Origin of the sequence: Prevotella sp. kh1p2 (assembly GCF_900111525.1) — a bacterium.
In the GTDB taxonomy this organism is placed as follows: Bacteria; Bacteroidota; Bacteroidia; order Bacteroidales; family Bacteroidaceae; genus Prevotella.
The window spans coordinates 20560-39099 of sequence record NZ_FOHY01000002.1; the positions used below are offsets into that span (position 1 = coordinate 20560).

Sequence of the window (18540 nt, forward strand, 5' to 3'; positions counted from 1 at the left end):
GATTTCAAAGTTTTTTAATCATAGCCTGGGTTTTGCACTAAGGCCAGTGTTCCGTCAGGCCTGATGCTTCGGTCTATTTCCACTTGCGGAATGGGGTATAGCTCATTCTTCCCGCGAACAAAATCACCCTGCAAGTAGAGGTTGTTCGGACTGTTTGTTAATCGGGCACCTTCACGCTTCATGAATGTATCCATATACGATTCCAAATCGAAATCATTACCATCATATCTCAACAGGTCGAAATAGCGATGGTGCTCCATTGCCAACTCTAGTCTTCTTTCAAATCTAACCGCCTTGCGGGCATATGATTTGCCATTCGCTGCAAACTGTCCTGTGTAAAGTCCAATCTTATAGTTGGCGGCATAACTGCTTAAGAAAGTTCCATTAGAATATTTTCTTACGAACCCATCTGGATTTGAAGCCCTCTGGCGGATCAAATTCACATATTCCTCTGCCTTCTCCAGACTGCCCACTTCAACCTCACACTCTGCAGCCCATAACAGAACATCGGCAAAACGAATAGCATCATAAGGTACATTCGTATAATTCGTGCCCTGGCGATCAGACGATACTGTAGCCTTTTCCGCAGCATGCTTGATACTGCTATAAGGGCCTCCATTATTTTGATTCCTTATCCAAGACTTCCCGGGGTGATTGCCCCAATCCAGATAGGGGAGACCTCGTCTACCCACACACCAATCCAAGCGCGGATCCAAGGTTCCTGTATATGGTGTGAATCTTGTCGTCGAGGCTATGCCATAATCATTCTTAATTGGAGTCTCATAATAGTTATCCAACAATGGAAGGCCCGTTGTCTCGTCTGTTTGAAATGCGTCTACCAGATCAAAAGTAGGCTGATACCATCCATATCCTTTGTTGGCGAGTCCGTCATAGGTTCCATTCTGGAAACTCATCGGATTTCCATTTACGCCGTTACTCGTGCCGTCGTTTACAGCCATTTGAACTTCAAACACTGCCTCTGAACCATTTTTGGTTGCCGTACGAAAATTATCCCGGTACTTGGGAAGCAGCTGATATTTCAATCCCTTAGAAGTTTTGCCATTAGCGATTACATCGTCCAGAATTGTCTTTGCCTCACTGAACTTCTTTTGAAACATATAAGTCTTAGCCAACATACACTTAGCAGCCCATTTGTTGATACGCCCCACCTCACTCCATGTCTCCGGCAGGTAGTCCGCGGCATAGATTAAATCCTCTTCTATCTTGCCATAGATGTCTGTTGCCATATTTGAAACGAAGTAATTCTTCTCACCATAGCTGATCGTTTCATCAATCCAGGGTACATTTTTCCATATCACGGCCAACCAGAAATATGTATATGCCCGAATAAACCGCGCTTGTGCAGCGGCGACAGCCTTTTCCGTATCACTCATATCTGTCGCCTTTGGTAAAACTTCAAGTACAGAGTTGCAACGATTAATGAATCCATACAGTGTTTTCCACCGTGTAGCAATCTCACCATAGGTCGGATCTATCAAGAATGCGTCAAAAGCACTTACGCCAGCATTCGATCCCATGCGAGCATCGTCAGAAGCCCAGAAGTTATTCCATACATAATTATCCTCCGAGGCTTTCCCGTCAAGGGTTGCATAGCAACCAATTAACAGTTGATCTATACCCTGTCTGTTTGCCAACACATTTCCATCCACAACTCCATAAGGAGCTATGTCCAGCATATCCTCATTGCATGAAGAAACCAGCAGAGCCATGATCATGAGTCCTAACAGCTTTATTATTCTCTTCATTGTTGTTTATTATTAGGTTGTGATTGGTTGTTTAATAAGTAATGGTAAGTCCAAAGTTTATTTTAGGCTCATTGGTAGGATAAGTTGCTACATCCACACCAAAATTGGCCGGAGACCCGCCACTAATGTCAGGGTCTGCCCCCGAATAGTTAGTGATGGTAAACAAATTACTTGCCTGAAAGTAGATACGCAGATTGGAAATCTGCAACCGACGCATCAGCGAGCTTCCAGGATTGAATGTATAACCCAAGGTCAAGGTCTTCAAGCGGAGATAAGAACCGTCTTCCAAAGCGTATGAGTTAAAAACATTGGTGGTACTGAATGTCTGCACATTTTCTATCTTCGGAACCGTCGTTTTCGTATTCTCCGGTGTCCATGCATTTAACAGTTTTCGGCTCTTATTACCTGTTACATTACTTGCGAAAAATTCTGTTGACATTCTTACTTGATTATAAATAGTGTTTCCTTGTACACCATAGAACTGAGCCGACAAATCAAATCCCTTGTATTGTGTCCCCAAGATAAACCCATAGGTAAAATCTGGGTGTGGGCTACCTAAATACTGGCGGTCTTCCGAGTTGATTTTGTCGTCATCGTTCGTATTTACATACCTAAACCGACCTGGAGCAGCTCCGTCTTGAGTCGGTGCATTATCAACCTCTTCCTGACTGTCGAAAATCTTCATAATTTTATAACCATAAAACATTCCGGTAGGATGTCCCTCCTCATTTCTTGCAGATCCCGAGTTAAAATATCCAGGATCGGGAAGATCTACAATCTTATTCTTGTAATGGGAAATATTGAAAGCTACGGAGTTGTTAAACTCGCCTACACGGAAACGATATCTGGCGGAAAGGTCAAAACCTACATTCTGGATATCACCGATATTAACCGTAGGTGAGGTTACCAAAGCACCGATTACAGACGGCAACGGTTCGGTGAGCAGCAAACCATTGATTCTTTTCTTGTAAATGTCCAGTTGAAGGTCAAACGAATTATTGAATGCTACAACATCCAAGCCTATATTCTGCACTATATCTTCTTCCCAACCTGTTGCAGAGTTACCGATGCGCTGCCGATACATGCCCATTACGACGGAATTACTGGTACCCGAAATATCATAGGCAGAAAGATACAGGCTGCTGGCATAAGTAGAATACTGATTTTGAGCCGCAACATTATTCTGGGAGCCGAGTACGCCATAGCTGGCTCTCAATTTCAAATCGTTAAGCCAAGAGATGCCCTGCATGAATTTCTCCTGTGAGATTCGCCACCCAATGGAGAAAGAGGGGAAAGTTCCAAATCGGTTCTCGGAACCGAAGTATGAAGAGCCATCCCTCCGAATGGTTATACCTACTAGATATTTATCATCATAGCTATAATCCGCACGACCAAAATAAGATAATAGAGCCGTATGACCTATACTACTGGAACCCGGCAACCGCTCTGCACCATTCTGCAAAAAGAGGAAATGTTTATTGTCAGAAAAGAAATCATTAGACTGCCCATTAAGGGTCTTTGAATAGGTCTTAATAGTTTCCATACCGACTAACAAGTCCAATTTGTGCTTTTCAAAACTCTTCTTATAGTTTAATGTGTTGCTAAAAGTAAGAGTAGAACCTTGCAAGGCGTTCACCGAGAGAGAATTGGTCTTCGTACTGCGTTCCGCGTTTTCTGCCTGCGCTCCCTCAAAAGTCTGATAAGTTGTATTATAGTTATTAATACCGAAACTTGTCCTAAATTTCAAGTCTTCAAATAAAGTCGCCTCCGCAAAGATATTACCTATCATATTATATGAGTCGTAGTCAGAATTGGCTGCAGTACGCTTCAAAACAGCTACAGGATTTGAAACTGCTCCTAATTGTGGACCTATCCATGTCCCGCCCCAGTTTCCCATAATGTCATGTACTGGAATAATTGGTAGCAATGTGTACAAGTCTGGTATACGACCATAAGCAGAGCCAGTGGTCATCGGCAGATAGCTTTTATAGAAGAAGTTGAAATTTTCACCCACCTTAATATACTTGCCTATATTGAATTCCGTATTTACACGCATGTTATAGCGTTTCAAGTAGGTCTCAGTAAGAGTTCCGTTTTGGTCAAGATAGCCCAGCGAGAAAAAATAGCGAGCCTTATCGCTGCCTCCAGACACCGAAAGATTATGCTCGTGAAAAAATGCTTGTTTAAAAGCCTCATGGAACCAATCCGTACCCTTCTTATTTACCGCCTGAATCAGATAGTTCGAACCTTTATTAGGATCTTCCCTAAAATAGTTACTTGCAGCCACTTGGGCATCCCCTTCAAACCCCACACCACTGCCAAGAGGTGAATTGTAAAGATAGTCAGGCATACCATTGGCAAATAGTTCATTACCAGGCTGCCCGACATTCAGAATCTGCATATATTCCTCAGAATTGGCCAGATTGAAGACATTGCCATGTAAAGGGAAGGTTATGCCAGCCATACCGTTATAAGTAATCTTCACGGCACCAGAGCTTCCCTTCTTTGTTGTAACCAATATAACACCATTCGAACCGCGTACACCATAGATGGCAGCAACCCGGGCATCCTTTAGCACCTGGATGGATTCTATATCTTGCGCACTGATATTGTTCAGATTGCTTTCTATTCCATCAACGATAATGAGCGGAGTCACGCTTCCAAATGAAGTTACACCACGAATAGCCAAGGTGGACGAACTTCCGGGTAATCCGCTGTTTCTTACATTTACACCCGCAACCTGGCCTTGTAAAGCTTCTCCAGCATTGCTTGCCACCGAGCGTTTCATGTCTTCCATGTTTACTGTTGAAACAGAACCTGTTATATCCACTTTACGCTGGGTTCCATAACCAATCACGACGACATCATTGAGCAAATTTTGTCCTTCGCTCAGTACCACATGAATATTTTTACGACCGCTGACCTTCACTTCCTTTGTCTCATGCCCGACATATGACACCAGCAGTACGGCATTGGTCGGGGCAGATAGTGAGAAATTCCCGTCAAGGTCGGTAACAGCCGCAACCGAAGCATTGTTCTTCATGGTGACTGTGGCCCCAATCAATGGTTCGCCCTGTGCATCCCTCACAGTTCCGCTAATTAAAGAGCCTTGGAGGATGCCTTGCTTCTGCGAAATGGATGTGTTTACGCCTTTCTTAGATATGGTGATATTTCTGTCTTTGACAGTATAAGTGAGCGGCAGGTCTTTAAATACTGCATCGAGCACTTTAGAGATTGTCTTTCCCGACGGCGGTGTAACCATGATACCGTCTATATCAGCATCAACATAGAAGAATAGAAAATTACTCTGCTTCTCTATTGTTCTAAACAAATCGCGAAGGGACATCTTTGTATGCTCTATTTTCAATTTCTGAGTCAGTATTGTCTGTTGAGCATTACCGTTGACTGTCCCAGACAAAACAAGCATACATAAAAATACCATGAATTTCCATGATGCCAACCGCATAAAAGTTAGTGTTTGTTGTTTGTTAATCATTTCTGTTTAGGTTTAGGGGGGTCAATTATTAATAGATTATGATTTTTCCCTTCGCTTTTTTCCATTGGAATCCCACACTACTCTGAATCACATTCAGGGTCTGATGCAAACTTTGGTTATTGGAAAGTGCTCCTGATACGCGCATATCTTTATACTTATCGGCAAGCACAATCTCCACATTATAATGTTCTTCTATGCGAAGAATAAGTTCAGATAGTGGGATAGAAGTATAGCGAGACACATGGTCTTTCCATTCTACGCTCAAACAGGCATCCACTTTCGCATTTTTAATGAATCCTTGTTTAGGATAATAGGTCAATTGCTGGTCTGGCTGCATTAACCGTTCTTGGCCACCACCTTTGAAAAGCACTATTCCCTCTATGAGGGTTGTCGTAATACTTTCAGTTGCATTACAGGCATTGACATTGAATTTTGTCCCCCAGACTTCAACCTCAGAGTTACCTACTTCGACAACAAACCTCTTCTTATTATGTTTCCGTATGTCAAAATAAGCTTCGCCTTCCAGCTTCACCTTGCGGTTATTCGCCACAAAGCGGTCGGAATAAGTCAGTCGGCTGTTCTTGTTCAATACCACTACCGAGCTATCTGGCAACACATAGCGAGCGATATTGTCCTGTGTCAACAACACAAAGTTTTGTGAAGGGTTTAACCCGTTTATCAATGTATAAATTCCTAACGAAAGAATTATCAATACCGACGCCGCTATCGAAAGGAAGACAAGTCTCTTGCGACTCCCGTAGCCGGTTTTATCCTTGTGATTGTCGTCATTCTTTCTCCCGAAGATCATATCCTTGTTCCGATCGAATGATATCTCTGTCGACAGAGCCTCCGCATCTGATGCCACATCCCAAAACTCAGAAAGAACTTCTATATCTCGTTTATGATTAGGACTTTCGTTGACCCACTTTCCAAAGATAATTATCTCATCTAGTGTAGCCTCATGCGACAATACCTTTGCTATTATAGCGTTAATATTTTTGTAGTCCATGGTTTCCTTCATGCTTTTATTTATTAGTCGTCGTTTTCCCGTTTTACCCTTAGTGTATCCCTGGAAAATTATTCCGCTTCAATAGCTTCCCTCATTTTCTTTATTGCCAATGCCATGTGTGCCTCAACTGTCTTGATTGATATATTCAGCATAGCAGCCACCTCTTTATACTTCAGGTTCTCTTCTCTTACCAACTTGAAAACCAACCGACATCGCTCAGGAAGCTGATTAATGGCCGCATATAATCTGTCCATCAGTTCCATCGAGAGGTAGAGAGATTCTGGCGTATCGGTCGTTTTCAGAGTACCAGAGCTCATACTCTCTATATCAGACCCTTCATGGCGAGGCTGCCTCCGTAGTGCGCTGACCGAGATATTCCTTACCATCCCATAAACATATGAATCGAAGTTATGTACTTCCTGCAATCCCTTCCTCCGTTCCCACAGACTCATGAATGAATTCTGAACGATTTCTTCAGCCAGTTGCCGCGACCTCACATAGTAATATGCCAAATCAAAGAGTTTGGAATAATAGGCTATATAAATCTCTTTCAATGCATCCTCGGAGGCATTGAAAGACATCTCGTGGATCAGCAGTTTAAGTTTCTCAGCACTGATTAACATTAGATTCAATAGTCTTTCTTTATTATTAATGTCGCAAAAAAGCAAAAACACCCTTAGCTTCCTGTAGGAAAAAATCCGTTCAGTAATAATTGTACTAGCAGTTAAAGAGTCAACCTGCAAGTGCAATACTACGAACAACATTTATAACTTGCTTGTTTTCAAGTATAAAGATATAAATAAATAACGAGATTAGCAACTTTTACAAATACTTTCTGATTCCTAACTCGCGTATCCCAATATAAAAAATATTTTGAGATAGTGCGGATAGAAGGTATAGAATTTAAGAAAGAATCGAATTTTCCAATAAATAGACGATAGTCGTTGAATGGAATGGAACAGGGATAATATCATGCATGACAAAACTGCTTTACTAAATTCTATCATAGTCCTATCTAATGTAATATTATAAAATTTCACGAAACCATTTACCTAATGTTTCTCGTTTTGAATTTCACCTGAATTTCACAGAAGAACAAATAAAAAGGAGTTGCATTGCTGTAACTCCTTGATTTTCAGTAGTGGACCAGCCAGGGCTTGAACCTGGGACCTCCAGATTATGAGTCTTTTCCATGGTTATTTTATGGAATTTCAAAAAATCCTAAATGTCGATAAATAAATGAGTTATAAATTTTGTGGTTTGCAGAAAATGTAGTAAATTTGCAGCAGTTTTCGGGAGAAAGGTCACCTGAAGGTCACCCAAAATACCCCCAGACTATAATCTGAAGGCCCTATAAAATAAGGATATTATAGACATTTGAATTATGAAATCAAAAAAGGAAAAGGTTACAGAAGGTCACCTTTCGGCTTCTAACGACAAGCAAAAAAGCAGCCGAGGCGAGAAATGTTTGGCCAAATTCACATCTTCCAATGGAAGTGTTTTTGGTTCATTGACGCTTGACATCCGTAAGGCTGGCGATTATAGTCAGCCCTTACCAGTTGTTGTAAGAATCGCGCATGAAGGGAAGAAGGCTTTTCTCAGACTTGGCGAGAAATACACGATGGAAGAGTGGATTCAACTCTGCGATTATGAGAAAACAGGTAGAAGAATCCAACTGGCAGAACGGAATGATCTGAAAGCCTTAATGGAGAAAATCAAGGATATGACCAACCAACTTGTAGATGAAGGGCGTTTCTCCATTAAACGACTTCAAGACCTCTATCAGGGAAGGGAGGACGGAGATTCCAGCATCTATAAAATTTGGGAGGAATATCGCCAAAACAAAAAGGATGAAGATAGTGTCGGGTCTGCCCGAGTTGGCCGAGATGTGATGAATCGGTTTATCAAGGATAATGGTGACAAAGTGGCATTCTCTGATATAGACCATGACTTTGTAATGAAATGGAGAAAGAAACTGGAAGACGAAGAGAAGAGTTCTTCTTACATAGGACTGTTGATGCGAACATTCCGAACTATTGTCAACATTGCTATTGACCGTGGACTGATAAAAGGTAACACAAAAGAAATGTTCAAAAATACCGGCTACAATCTAATGGAAAGTCGGAAAGGTTATTTTGTAGGGCCAGCTGTCTGGAAACAGCTATACGAGTTTTGGGAAAAAGGGGAGGCGAAAGACGAAAACGGAAAGGAATTATTCATTCCGAAAGAAAAGGATGCAATATTCCGTGACCTTGGTCTACTTCTGTTCATGTACCTTGGCAATGGTCAGAACCTGGCAGATACTCTCCGTCTGGAATATGACGATTGGTATTTTGCCACTGAAGGCAAGCAAATGAGATTTCATCGTCACAAGACAAAGGGACGCAATAAGAATGGCAGCGAGGTCATTTTCCCCGTTACGCATGAGATTCAAGAAATCCTCGATAGACATGCCAACAAGCCCAAGCTTGGCCAGCGTGTATTCCCCATTATGAGCAAGTTTATTACAGCCGAACAAGAAATGTGGGTAGTACAACGCTACAACAAGTATATCCGTAACCACATGAAAAAAGTCACAAAGCTGTTGGATATAAAAGCTCCGCTGACTCCTACTTGGGCTCGTCATAGCTTCGCCACCAATTTGACCAGCACTGGTAATGTGCCAGATAGATACATACAAGGCGGCATGGGGCATAGTGATAGTGGAGACATAACCTCAAAATACATTGGCCCATACCCTTTAAAGAAAATGTTGGAATATAATTCGTATTTGCTCAAAGTGATAGATGACGAAGAAGAAAACAAAGAAGAGAACGCTGCCGAACAAAAGGACAAACTACTCGAAATGCTGAAGAACATGAGTGAGGAAGAACGTGCAGCACTGATGGAAGAGGCTTCTAAATAGGTTACAACTTGGCGCAATCTGGCAAAAAAGTCGAGATTGCGCCAACTTATGAAGATTATGAATCTTGGAAAAATGTAAATACTTGGCTTATTCCGTCCTGGAAAAGTGTAAGAAGAGGCATGAAAACACTTTGGATTAGCATGGGTTTTAGGGTATATGACACATTTTATACAACACAAAAGTTAAAAATCTGCAGATTTTATCTTTTATAAAAGATAAAATTATTATCTTTGCAGCAAATTTCATCTATAAAAGATATGAAAGCAATCGTTAGACAAAGTTATCTTGACAAGATAGCTAAGCATCTTGGTAAGGACACCATCATTATCATCGTCGGTCAACGTCGTGTTGGAAAGAGCTACACCCTACGCCTCTTTAGGGATCAAGTTGCAGAAGATATTCATGCAAACATTATCTTCATTGACAAAGAGAAACATGAGTTTGCCGACATTCAGACCGACCGGGACTTGAATGCCTATATTGATGAACGGCGAGACAAGACAAAGACCAACTACATCTTGATAGATGAAGTTCAGGATATAGAAGGTTTTGAAAACAGTATTCGCAGTTATTATGAGGAGCCTGATATTGAAATCATCGTTACAGGCTCAAACTCCAACATGCTCAGTGGTGATTTGGCCAACAAAATAGGTGGTCGCTACAAAGAAGTCTATGTCCAGGCACTAAGCTACGAGGAATTCATGGAGTTCCATGAGTTGCCCGATAGCGATGATACGTTGGCAAAGTATATTCAGTTTGGTGGACTGCCTGGCTTGAAAAAGATAGGACTCGACGAACAGGATGCACGGGAATACCAGATGGATGTATATAGCACCGTACTGCTGAAAGATGTGATCAAGCGGAATAATATCCGCAATGTTCCTTTTCTGGAAAACCTTGTGCATTTCCTTGCTGACAACGCGGGGAAAATCATCTCAGCCAACAGCATCGCAAAGTACATGCGGTCGCAAGGAGAGAACATTACCTCCACTGTTATTATCAATTATGCTAAGTATCTGTGCGAATCATACATGATCCACAAGGTGAACAGGTATGACATCCACGGACGGAAGATATTTGAGAGCAACGATAAATTCTATTTTGAAGACAATGGTATTCGTAATGCCCTTGTAGGTGGTTCGCGTGAGAGAGATATTGAAAAGGTGATAGAAAATATCATCTATAATCACCTTGTTCGTCTGGGCTATGAAGTAATGGTCGGACAACTTCAGGCTGGTGAGATTGACTTTGTATGTACCAAGCCAAAAGGCGAAAGAATCTATGTTCAGGCTTCTTATATCATAGCCGACGATAAGACATATGAGCGTGAGTTTGGCAACCTTCGTGCCATCAAGGACAACTATCCCAAATATGTCATCTCTATGACACCATTGGTTACCAAATCTGATGACAATGGCATAACCCATCTTCATCTCAGGAGGTTCTTAACAAATGGGTTGGAGAAGTGACATATATGCAATTTCACTCACAAATCACCGCTTATTCCGCTATGGAGTTCGCCAAATGGGTAGTTTTAGCGGAATAAGCGCGTTTTTATTCCGTATTTAACAATTCAATGTATTCGTCTAAATGAGTGAGGAAGTACTATTAGATTGGAAAGAATCCCACGCAGATGTCTATTTCAAGTTCAAGCAAGACTTGGAAGAGCAACTGCTGAAGCCGTACCATCAGAACATCTTAGACCTTGGTGACGGCAATGCAGAACCGCTGCAATCAGTCATTGTCAATCTTGCTGCCGTGTCGTCGAAGGAAGGCTTTGATATAGACAAGTTGTACGCAAAGGCTGTCGAGTCTGGTGATGCTTCTGTATACTGCTTGTGCTGTTATCTCCTATTTGACAATGGTGAAGGCCGATTGGCTGATGCCATAGCGGATAAAGTCGAGAAGCCAGACGCACAGGAAATCTTCGAAGCCATCCAAGATTACAAGCGGTTCTACAAGCAGAACCGTAAACAGGAGGTAGCCGAGATAACGACAGATGAGCTGAACATCCTTACTCTTCGACGTTGGCACTATGGCCATCCAGAAGAATATAAGGAGTTTACGAATACGTTCCAGAAAGCCTACGATGGCGACATGACTTTCATCCAGACCAACTTCTTCTTCCTGATGGAAATGTTTTCGACCAAAGGTGTGAAAGGTATGATGAAAATCGTGGTATCCTTGTTCCCTGGTAATAAGCACTACCAGCAAAGCCTGATGGAAAGAGATGAAAATCCTTTGAAAGGTCGTTTGTCTGAAATGCTTGATTCTTCTCTCAACAATGAAGCTATCCGTGAGCGACTGCTTCACAAGAACCCTTACCTGTTCAGTCTTTATTATTGGATCATCTTCGACAATGGATTCCTTCATGCAGCCGACCTTATATCCCAGACTTTTCTGAAACCTGAAAGCCCTTATTGGGAGAAGCTTATCGGAAGGCGATGTGTGGAAGCCCTCATCGGTGCAAGTATCGACAAGGCCCGCTATTCAAAGAGCCAATGGAAGGAAGTAACCCAGAAGTTGAAGAAAGGTGGAACCAAGCAGGTCATAGATGCAGCCCTGATAGAAGTACAAGGTCGCAGAGGAAGGAAAAGTACATATGTTCTATTGGAGGAAATGCTGCCTCTAGAGGATGCCACTACTCTTATTGGTGAGATCCAGAAGGTACTTTCTGAGTGGAAACAAGTCGATGATGCAGACATCATCTTACCTTATATCTTCGCGGCATTGGTAAAAGGTGGCCTCACAAACGGTGATTATAATTATCGCACCTTCCATGCAGCTATGAGAGAGAAATTCCCCGACTACCACATTAGTAAAGGCTTTAACTGGGCCGAGGCTGTTTATAACGCCATCGTGTCAGAAGATAACAGTGGTAATCTTGATGTTTCCGATGCTCAGATAAGACGAGGACGAAAGTATGCGACAGGCATAAAACTTCGTCTGCTATCTGCAATCAATCCCAATATCAACTAAACTTACAAGGATGCTCACTTTGGGCATCCTTTTTTCGTTCCTTCAGAGTTGAACTGTTAAATAAAGACCCTTATTTGTTAATTTTGACTTGGTAGAAATCGTGCTGATTTTTACCAAGGCAACACCCTATGGCATTCCTGTACCTTTGCGGCATGAAATTATAAAATGCGAAAACATGACAGGAAATTTTGTAATGTTACAGATGGATGACCTCAGGCAGGTTGTCACTGAGATTGTAGAAGAGGTCTGCGCTAAGCGCGGTCTGAACGAGAAGTCTTCCGAAGAAGAAGGCGAGTGGTTAACCCGTGAAGAGGTGTGCGACATGCTGCGCATCACCTACACGACGCTATGGCGAAAGGAGAACGAGGGTCTCAGCAAGAAACACAAGATGGGCCGACGCAACCTCTATTCCAAGAAAGAGGTGATGGACATTTTCTCTTCTGCTATAGAAGGTGGTGATAACAAATGTAAGGAGGAATGCCATGGATGAACCCATCATGTCTTTTGACGGAAATGGACAGCCGGACGTCCTTTCCCTCATCAACTCCGAGGCTGAGAAGGTGGAGCCTACAAATAAGGTTCCACCTACTCCCCCTGTAGTGCGAGCACCATCTCTTGAACTTCCAGAGTCTTTGCCGACTCCACCTGACCAACCCAAGGAAACATCGCACCTAAAGGCATCGACTTTTACTGAGCCGTTGTTGCCTATTGATTGGATGTCCGAATCGGTTCAGGAGTATATCCGTACTGTTGCTGAGTCCTACGGATGTCCGCTGGAGTATGTGGTGGTCAACAGTCTCTTCACTGCTGGCCTCGCGGCAGGGAAAAAGGCACAGCTCGTCACCAACCCTTATACAAACTATCCCTGCGACTTTTTCTGTATGGTGGGAAAGCCCAGCCGCAACAAGACAGGGCCTCTGAAAGAAGTCACACGTCCATTGCGCGAGCAGGACAAAGCCAACTTTGCCAAGTACCAGGATGAAAAAGCCGCTTATGACCAACGCAAGCGTGAAGATAAGAACTACAGCGGAGAACAGCCTGTATTCCATCAACGGATAGTCGGCGACAGTTCACCAGAATCTCGTAATGCCCTGCTTGCACAAGGTGATATGATTGGGGTTGTAGCCGACGAACTGAAGTCGTTCATTGATTCCTTGGGCCGTTATTCCAAAGGCGGTAATGGGCTTGGCGCTGAGTTATCACAATTGCTTTCCATCTGGTCTAATGTCAGCTTTGCCATTAATAGAAAGTCCGAAGAGACCAAACTGATTGATGATCCTGCCATGTGCATCAACGGCGGTATACAGCCAGAACTGCTCGGCAAAACCTTCGGAACTGATGCTTTGATGGATTCCGGCTTCACGCAGCGATTCCTCTTTGTCTATCCCGACAAAGGCACGTTTATAAAGCGATGTGACCGTAAGTTCATGACACTAGAGATGCGTGAGAGCTGGACTGGCATCATCGGCAGACTGTTCAACATGCAGCCGTTAACCCTCCAGTTGTCTCATGAGGCAAACCGCCTTTACTCCAACTATGCCGATGACAATGACATGAGGGCAGAGGAGGATTGCTATATCAGCGGTATGATACAGAAGATGAACATCCATACACTGCGCCTGGCTATCATGGCGCACCTGCTGTCCGACCATTGGAACGAGCCAGTTATCACGGCTGAAGGAATGGAACATGCCATCCGCATGGCTGACTACTTTACTCGCATCCATATCGAGCGCATATATCCTTTGTTACGAGGCTCGGCAGCCACACAGCGTCCGATGACCAACGGTGACCTGCTACGTGCCGTCAATCGTCAGTTCACAATCAAGTCGCAGAATGCCCTTGCCGAAGCTCTCGGCGTTTCTCAGCAGTATGTCAATAAAATACTAAAGGTTCCGCCTGCGCCTGAGCGACGCGAAGAACAATGATGGTTGTAGTTGTAGGTGTTAGTAATAGCCTGTGGATAAAGGGCATAAGCATACAACCACCCTACAACCAAGGTACACACCTCTCCATCATGGACTCACATCCTCATGGTTGTACCCAAGTTGTAATGTCAATGCCTTATAAGTCAAGGTTTTCGGTTCAATTACAACTACAACCACTAACTTTAAAAATTGAAGAACTATGACAAGTATATTTGATACAAAGATTAGCTTTTACCGAAACGTAGAAGACAATGTCGGCACGGAAATATCCCTGCGCGACTTCCTCTTCTGTGATAGGTACAAGGAACAGATAGAGTATATCCGTTCCATACTGGATGAAGATATGCAAAAGAGCCTGAAGTTGCAACTGCCTGTGGCAACCATCTCAGGTACATTTGCTCCTACATGTAAGGCGGAAAACCTCGTGGCCCACTCGAACCTTCTCTGTATCGACATCGACAAGAAAGATAACTTGGATGTTGACTGGTTTGATGACATGAAGCATGAGTGGCATAACATCCCCCAGATACTCTATGCGGGCCGTAGCATCCGTGGCAAAGGCTGGTTTGCTATCTTCCGCATTGCCTATCCTGATAAGCATGAGGCTCAGTTCGAAGCGCTGAAACGTGACTTCGCAAACAGCAGACTAATCATTGACAAAGCATGCAAGAATGTGAACAGGATGCGCTTCATCTCCTACGACCCAGAGCCGTATGTGAATGAGGAGGCTACATTATATACTAAGGTGTGGTTGGAACCCAAACCGGCATACCACAGTTCCGGTACATATAGTGGTGGTGACATGGAACAGGTTGAGAAGTGTTGTAAACTCATTGCTGACCAAGGCATCGACATCACGGCTACCTACGATGACTGGTTCCATGTAGGTGCAGCTTTGGCCTCACTTGGTGAACGTGGACGTAGCTTGTTCCATCAGGTCAGCTCGCAAAATCCGAAGTACAAGGCATCTGAAACAGACAAGAAGTTCGACAACCTCCTGCGCAATGTCAGCGGTATCAACATCGGAACGTTCTTCCATATCTGTTCGCTGCATGGAATCAACTGGAAGGAGGGTTGCCTATGAAAGCGGAGATAACGAGCTTCAACAGTTCATTCTTTGAATACCTCTGTGGCTTCGTCTGGTTTGACCAAGAACGACTGGAGGCCCTAATGAAGCGATATCCTATCGGGGCAACCGAGCAAGGCGAACCGATATTCTGGCATATCAATTCGGAGCATAAGATTACCAATGGTCGCATCATCACAATGGACAGCGAAACAGGCAAGGTCTATGATGACAGTTGGTATTATCAAGACGGGCGACCGACTTGCTTGTTTGGTGAGCACTTGCTCGATAGCTTCCCCACCCAGACGGTTGCATTGGTGATGGATGAAATGACTGCTGCCGTTATGAGTTGCTTCCCGACACCATACGTTTGGATTGCAACTGGGAAAGGAAAGGCCACTCCCACCGATTTGCTTCCACTTGCAGGAAAACCTGTGGTTGTGTTTCCAGATAAGGGTGACTACAGCAAATGGCAAGAAACGCTGCAAGCGGTTCCCAATCTCCAGTTTTATGTCTCAGACGTGATGGAGAAAGCGCAAGGCGATTGCCACACCATTGCTCAGATGGTTCTCAGCCAGCAACCCTTACGACCGACCGAAGCCGAAGCTGCTCTGATGCGGATGGAGGAGGTCAATCCTAACGTCGCATTGCTCGTCAAGGCACTCGGATTGGAGGTGGTGGGCATTTTACCCACCAGCGACATTTCCCAGGATGAAACGCCAAAAACGGAGCCTGTTTCGAAAGAGCCGAAAGAGGATGCTGTCATGCAATCAATCCTATTGGCTCAGGAAGAACGATGGCATGGAAGGACCCCGGAATGCCACAAGTGTCCCCTCTCGCACAAGGGTATCAACGGCACCTATTGTGGCAAGCTCCATCGATATGTGGAGCATGGGAAGGGCGACTGCGGCTTAGAAGCCGAAGTTCCTCCTGCTCCTGAGTAAATGCTACGCCGAGAGGGATTACCGAATAATCCCATAATATAATATGGACTTTTAGATTCGCGCGCTCCCTTAAAAAGTCCCATTATGCTCTCCGAGGGTTAGACCGCCGCTATACAGCAGTGTTGCCGCATGTGGCACAAGCCAGAAGCAAAATGCATCTGTGAGGGAGTGACTCTCTCCCTCAACCCTCCACTCAGGTTCCACCCGAGACCCGATAAACAATTATACATAAACTTCAAAACTATAGAACAAAATGAGTAAATCCAGAAACAATGTACCCCGTGCCGCCATCCATGTCGGCGCACCGGCAAAGTCCTTTTCTGCAGCGGAAGGCTATGAGCCTGAGCGTCGCGGATGGGACGAGAACACCTATCGCCAGAAGAACCAGGACACAAACAACCATTACGATTTCACGCGCAAGCATCTCAACTTTGAGATTAACAGCCAAGGCGAAATCGTTCCTCTTGGTTCCAATCCCGTGCCACTTCATGAGCGTTTGCAGAAACGCTTAGATGAACTTGGCTTCAAGCCATACATGGACAATAATAATTCCCTGGGAATCTCCGACAATAGTCCGAACTGCACTGTCGGCATCATCATCAGTGGTGACCATGATGTACTGACCCGACTTGCCTTCGGTGACCAAGATGTGGACTTCACCCTTCAAAAGAGCAATGCCCATGTCTTGCTGAAACAAGGTATCAAAGACTGGGCAATGGACACCTACCGTTGGGCATGTGACCGCTGGGGAGCGGAGAACATCATCGGCTTCGACGTTCATCTTGACGAAACCACACCACACATTCAGATTCAGACTATCCCCGTGGCAAAGACGAAATCCAGAGGAAGGGCATCTGCCAAGTATGTACATAAGGATGACAAGTCGAAGGTACTCTCCCATAAGGAATGGAAGAAACTTCCTGAAGAAATCCGCTCGAACTTCGTAAGAACAGAAGCCGAACGGAGGGAAAAGGAAAGTGTATCTTATGCCAGTGTATGGGGCAAGGACAAATATGCCGTGGGAGAAACCTACAAACAGATGCACACAGACTACTATAACGAGGTTGGGCACAAGTACGGTCTTGAGCGTGGCGATGACATCGCCATGCTGCCAGGTGAGGAACGTCGTGAACGTGTTCACAAGAGTAAGCCGTTTTGGAGGCTGAGCGCCAGGCCAAGGATGCTATCGCTCAAAACCAGATAGAGAATGAACGTCTGGAAGGCCAGAAGGAGAAGATGGCGGGTGAGGTACAGGAGATGAAGACGCAAAAGGAACACCTGGAAGAACAGAAGGACAAGTTAGAGGGTGAGATACAAAACAAAGAGCAGCATAAGGAAAGGCTGGAAGGCAACATCTCTCAGCTGGAAGACTATGCTGCGGCATTGGACATCAAGGAAGAAGACCTGATTGTACCAACCTTGAAGACCGACCCACTTGTAAAGAATGCTTGGGATTCCATAAAAACCGAACTTGAAAAGCCAATCCCTGCTTTCGGGCAGAAGGAATGGAGAGAGGAACGGCGGAAAGCGATAAAGGTTATCCTTACAGAAATGCAGACTGCACTCATGCAAGCCAAGGAACTCCAGAAGCAGGATATACTGAAACTGGGGAAGGCACTCTACAATAAAGCCATGCAGAATGTAAGAGCCATCATAGAGCAGAACAAGCAGCTACAAAAGGAGAACAGCCGATTGACTGAAGAGAACGATGTCCTCAGAAAGCGGATAGCCTCGATGGACGAGAATGCCATCACCCGGCTTCGGGACAAGAAGGATGCAGAAATCAAGGAATTACAGGAACGACTTGGCAAAGCCGAGTCCGAGGCTGTCCGTTCAGGCAACAAGGCATATAGTGAGCATCAACGGGCCGAGAATGCAGAGAACAAAGTCCGAGAATTGTTGGGTATACCAGAAATCAAGGAAATCTGGGAGAGCATACTGCAGAACAAGGAAGCCTTCAGGAAACAGATTGACAAATGGATTAAAGATGGTGTTGCTGCCATCAGGGATTATGCAGATAGCAAAGACAACGACTTCCAGCCAAAGCAGGATAACACTGTTGCATGGGGCATCATTGCTGAAGCATTCAAGTATGGCCTTGACCCAACTGACGAAAAACAGCGCAGGATGGCTACTGCCTACCTGTTAGAAAAGGTGTCGTGGACAGGTATGTCCGAGTACAAAGCTGGTCTTACAGCATCTCGCACTCGGCAACTCTGTGATGCCATGACGGTCACCAAAGATTTGATGGCGAATCTACTTCTGGCCGCAGGCGGTAGGAGCGGTATTAGCACAGGTGGTGGCGGTTCCAATGGTGAACTTACCAACTGGGATGGAACGAAGAAGAAAACAGGCTGGGGAATTGGCTAGCTTTTATTCCGATTTGAACCACCGAGAATTCCTCGCCAGTTGCCATACCATCGAGAGGGGGTGTTATTCTGACACTC

Annotated in this window: 13 protein-coding genes; 9 read left to right on the forward strand and 4 right to left on the reverse strand. The window is 44.3% G+C overall.

Going from position 1 to position 18540, the window contains the following annotated elements; genetic code table 11:
• Window positions 1–14: 14 nt before the first annotated feature.
• The 4 genes from BMW31_RS01545 to BMW31_RS01560 are packed head-to-tail and all read right to left on the reverse strand — an operon-like array spanning window position 15 to window position 7035.
• Window positions 15–1766 (reverse strand): RagB/SusD family nutrient uptake outer membrane protein, encoded by a 1752-nt coding sequence (locus BMW31_RS01545; RefSeq protein ID WP_091820251.1) that lies wholly within the window; start codon window positions 1764–1766, stop codon window positions 15–17.
• A gap of 31 nt (window positions 1767–1797) precedes the next feature.
• Window positions 1798–5262: a SusC/RagA family TonB-linked outer membrane protein gene (locus BMW31_RS01550; protein ID WP_091820253.1), complete on the reverse strand. Its 3465-nt coding sequence runs from the start codon at window positions 5260–5262 to the stop codon at window positions 1798–1800.
• A gap of 28 nt (window positions 5263–5290) precedes the next feature.
• Window positions 5291–6283 (reverse strand): FecR family protein, encoded by a 993-nt coding sequence (locus BMW31_RS01555; protein WP_091820256.1) that lies wholly within the window; start codon window positions 6281–6283, stop codon window positions 5291–5293.
• 56 nt (window positions 6284–6339) lie between these two features.
• A complete protein-coding gene (locus tag BMW31_RS01560) occupies window positions 6340–7035 on the reverse strand; it encodes an RNA polymerase sigma-70 factor (protein ID WP_091820259.1) in 696 nt (231 codons plus the stop codon).
• 620 nt (window positions 7036–7655) lie between these two features.
• Between BMW31_RS01560 and BMW31_RS01565 the strand changes: the two genes are divergently transcribed.
• From BMW31_RS01565 to BMW31_RS01605, 9 genes are all read left to right on the forward strand, one after another.
• Window positions 7656–9176 (forward strand): tyrosine-type recombinase/integrase, encoded by a 1521-nt coding sequence (locus tag BMW31_RS01565; RefSeq protein WP_091820262.1) that lies wholly within the window; start codon window positions 7656–7658, stop codon window positions 9174–9176.
• Between the two features lie 257 nt (window positions 9177–9433).
• Window positions 9434–10645, forward strand: coding sequence for an ATP-binding protein (locus tag BMW31_RS01570; RefSeq protein ID WP_091820265.1), 1212 nt, complete (start codon window positions 9434–9436; stop codon window positions 10643–10645).
• 121 nt (window positions 10646–10766) lie between these two features.
• Complete coding sequence (locus BMW31_RS01575) at window positions 10767–12155, forward strand: DUF6043 family protein (protein ID WP_091820268.1); 1389 nt, start codon at window positions 10767–10769, stop codon at window positions 12153–12155.
• 175 nt (window positions 12156–12330) lie between these two features.
• Window positions 12331–12645, forward strand: coding sequence for a helix-turn-helix domain-containing protein (locus BMW31_RS01580; protein ID WP_091820700.1), 315 nt, complete (start codon window positions 12331–12333; stop codon window positions 12643–12645).
• A complete protein-coding gene (locus BMW31_RS01585) occupies window positions 12638–14083 on the forward strand; it encodes a DUF3987 domain-containing protein (RefSeq protein ID WP_091820270.1) in 1446 nt (481 codons plus the stop codon). Before BMW31_RS01580 ends, BMW31_RS01585 begins: the two co-directional genes overlap by 8 nt.
• A 199-nt stretch (window positions 14084–14282) precedes the next feature.
• The gene (locus BMW31_RS01590; RefSeq protein ID WP_091820273.1) at window positions 14283–15167 is read left to right on the forward strand and encodes a PriCT-2 domain-containing protein; all 885 of its coding nucleotides are present in this window, start codon (window positions 14283–14285) and stop codon (window positions 15165–15167) included.
• Complete coding sequence (locus tag BMW31_RS01595; RefSeq protein WP_091820276.1) at window positions 15164–16093, forward strand: DUF6371 domain-containing protein; 930 nt, start codon at window positions 15164–15166, stop codon at window positions 16091–16093. The genes BMW31_RS01590 and BMW31_RS01595 overlap by 4 nt, the downstream gene beginning before the upstream one ends.
• Window positions 16094–16346: 253 nt before the next feature.
• Complete coding sequence (gene mobV, locus BMW31_RS01600; RefSeq protein ID WP_091820279.1) at window positions 16347–17297, forward strand: MobV family relaxase; 951 nt, start codon at window positions 16347–16349, stop codon at window positions 17295–17297.
• Complete coding sequence (locus BMW31_RS01605; RefSeq protein ID WP_143049126.1) at window positions 17249–18463, forward strand: hypothetical protein; 1215 nt, start codon at window positions 17249–17251, stop codon at window positions 18461–18463. Before mobV ends, BMW31_RS01605 begins: the two co-directional genes overlap by 49 nt.
• The last annotated feature ends 77 nt before the right edge of the window (window positions 18464–18540 follow it).

Coding starts and splice junctions, on each gene's coding strand:
- BMW31_RS01575 (WP_091820268.1), top strand. CDS start 10,767: ATGAGTGAGGAAGTACTATTAGATTGGAAAGAATCCCACGCAGATGTC.
- BMW31_RS01570 (WP_091820265.1), top strand. CDS start 9,434: ATGAAAGCAATCGTTAGACAAAGTTATCTTGACAAGATAGCTAAGCAT.
- mobV (WP_091820279.1), top strand. CDS start 16,347: ATGAGTAAATCCAGAAACAATGTACCCCGTGCCGCCATCCATGTCGGC.
- BMW31_RS01560 (WP_091820259.1), bottom strand. CDS start 7,035: ATGTTGTTCGTAGTATTGCACTTGCAGGTTGACTCTTTAACTGCTAGT.
- BMW31_RS01585 (WP_091820270.1), top strand. CDS start 12,638: ATGGATGAACCCATCATGTCTTTTGACGGAAATGGACAGCCGGACGTC.
- BMW31_RS01565 (WP_091820262.1), top strand. CDS start 7,656: ATGAAATCAAAAAAGGAAAAGGTTACAGAAGGTCACCTTTCGGCTTCT.
- BMW31_RS01595 (WP_091820276.1), top strand. CDS start 15,164: ATGAAAGCGGAGATAACGAGCTTCAACAGTTCATTCTTTGAATACCTC.
- BMW31_RS01550 (WP_091820253.1), bottom strand. CDS start 5,262: ATGATTAACAAACAACAAACACTAACTTTTATGCGGTTGGCATCATGG.
- BMW31_RS01580 (WP_091820700.1), top strand. CDS start 12,331: ATGACAGGAAATTTTGTAATGTTACAGATGGATGACCTCAGGCAGGTT.
- BMW31_RS01545 (WP_091820251.1), bottom strand. CDS start 1,766: ATGAAGAGAATAATAAAGCTGTTAGGACTCATGATCATGGCTCTGCTG.
- BMW31_RS01590 (WP_091820273.1), top strand. CDS start 14,283: ATGACAAGTATATTTGATACAAAGATTAGCTTTTACCGAAACGTAGAA.
- BMW31_RS01555 (WP_091820256.1), bottom strand. CDS start 6,283: ATGAAGGAAACCATGGACTACAAAAATATTAACGCTATAATAGCAAAG.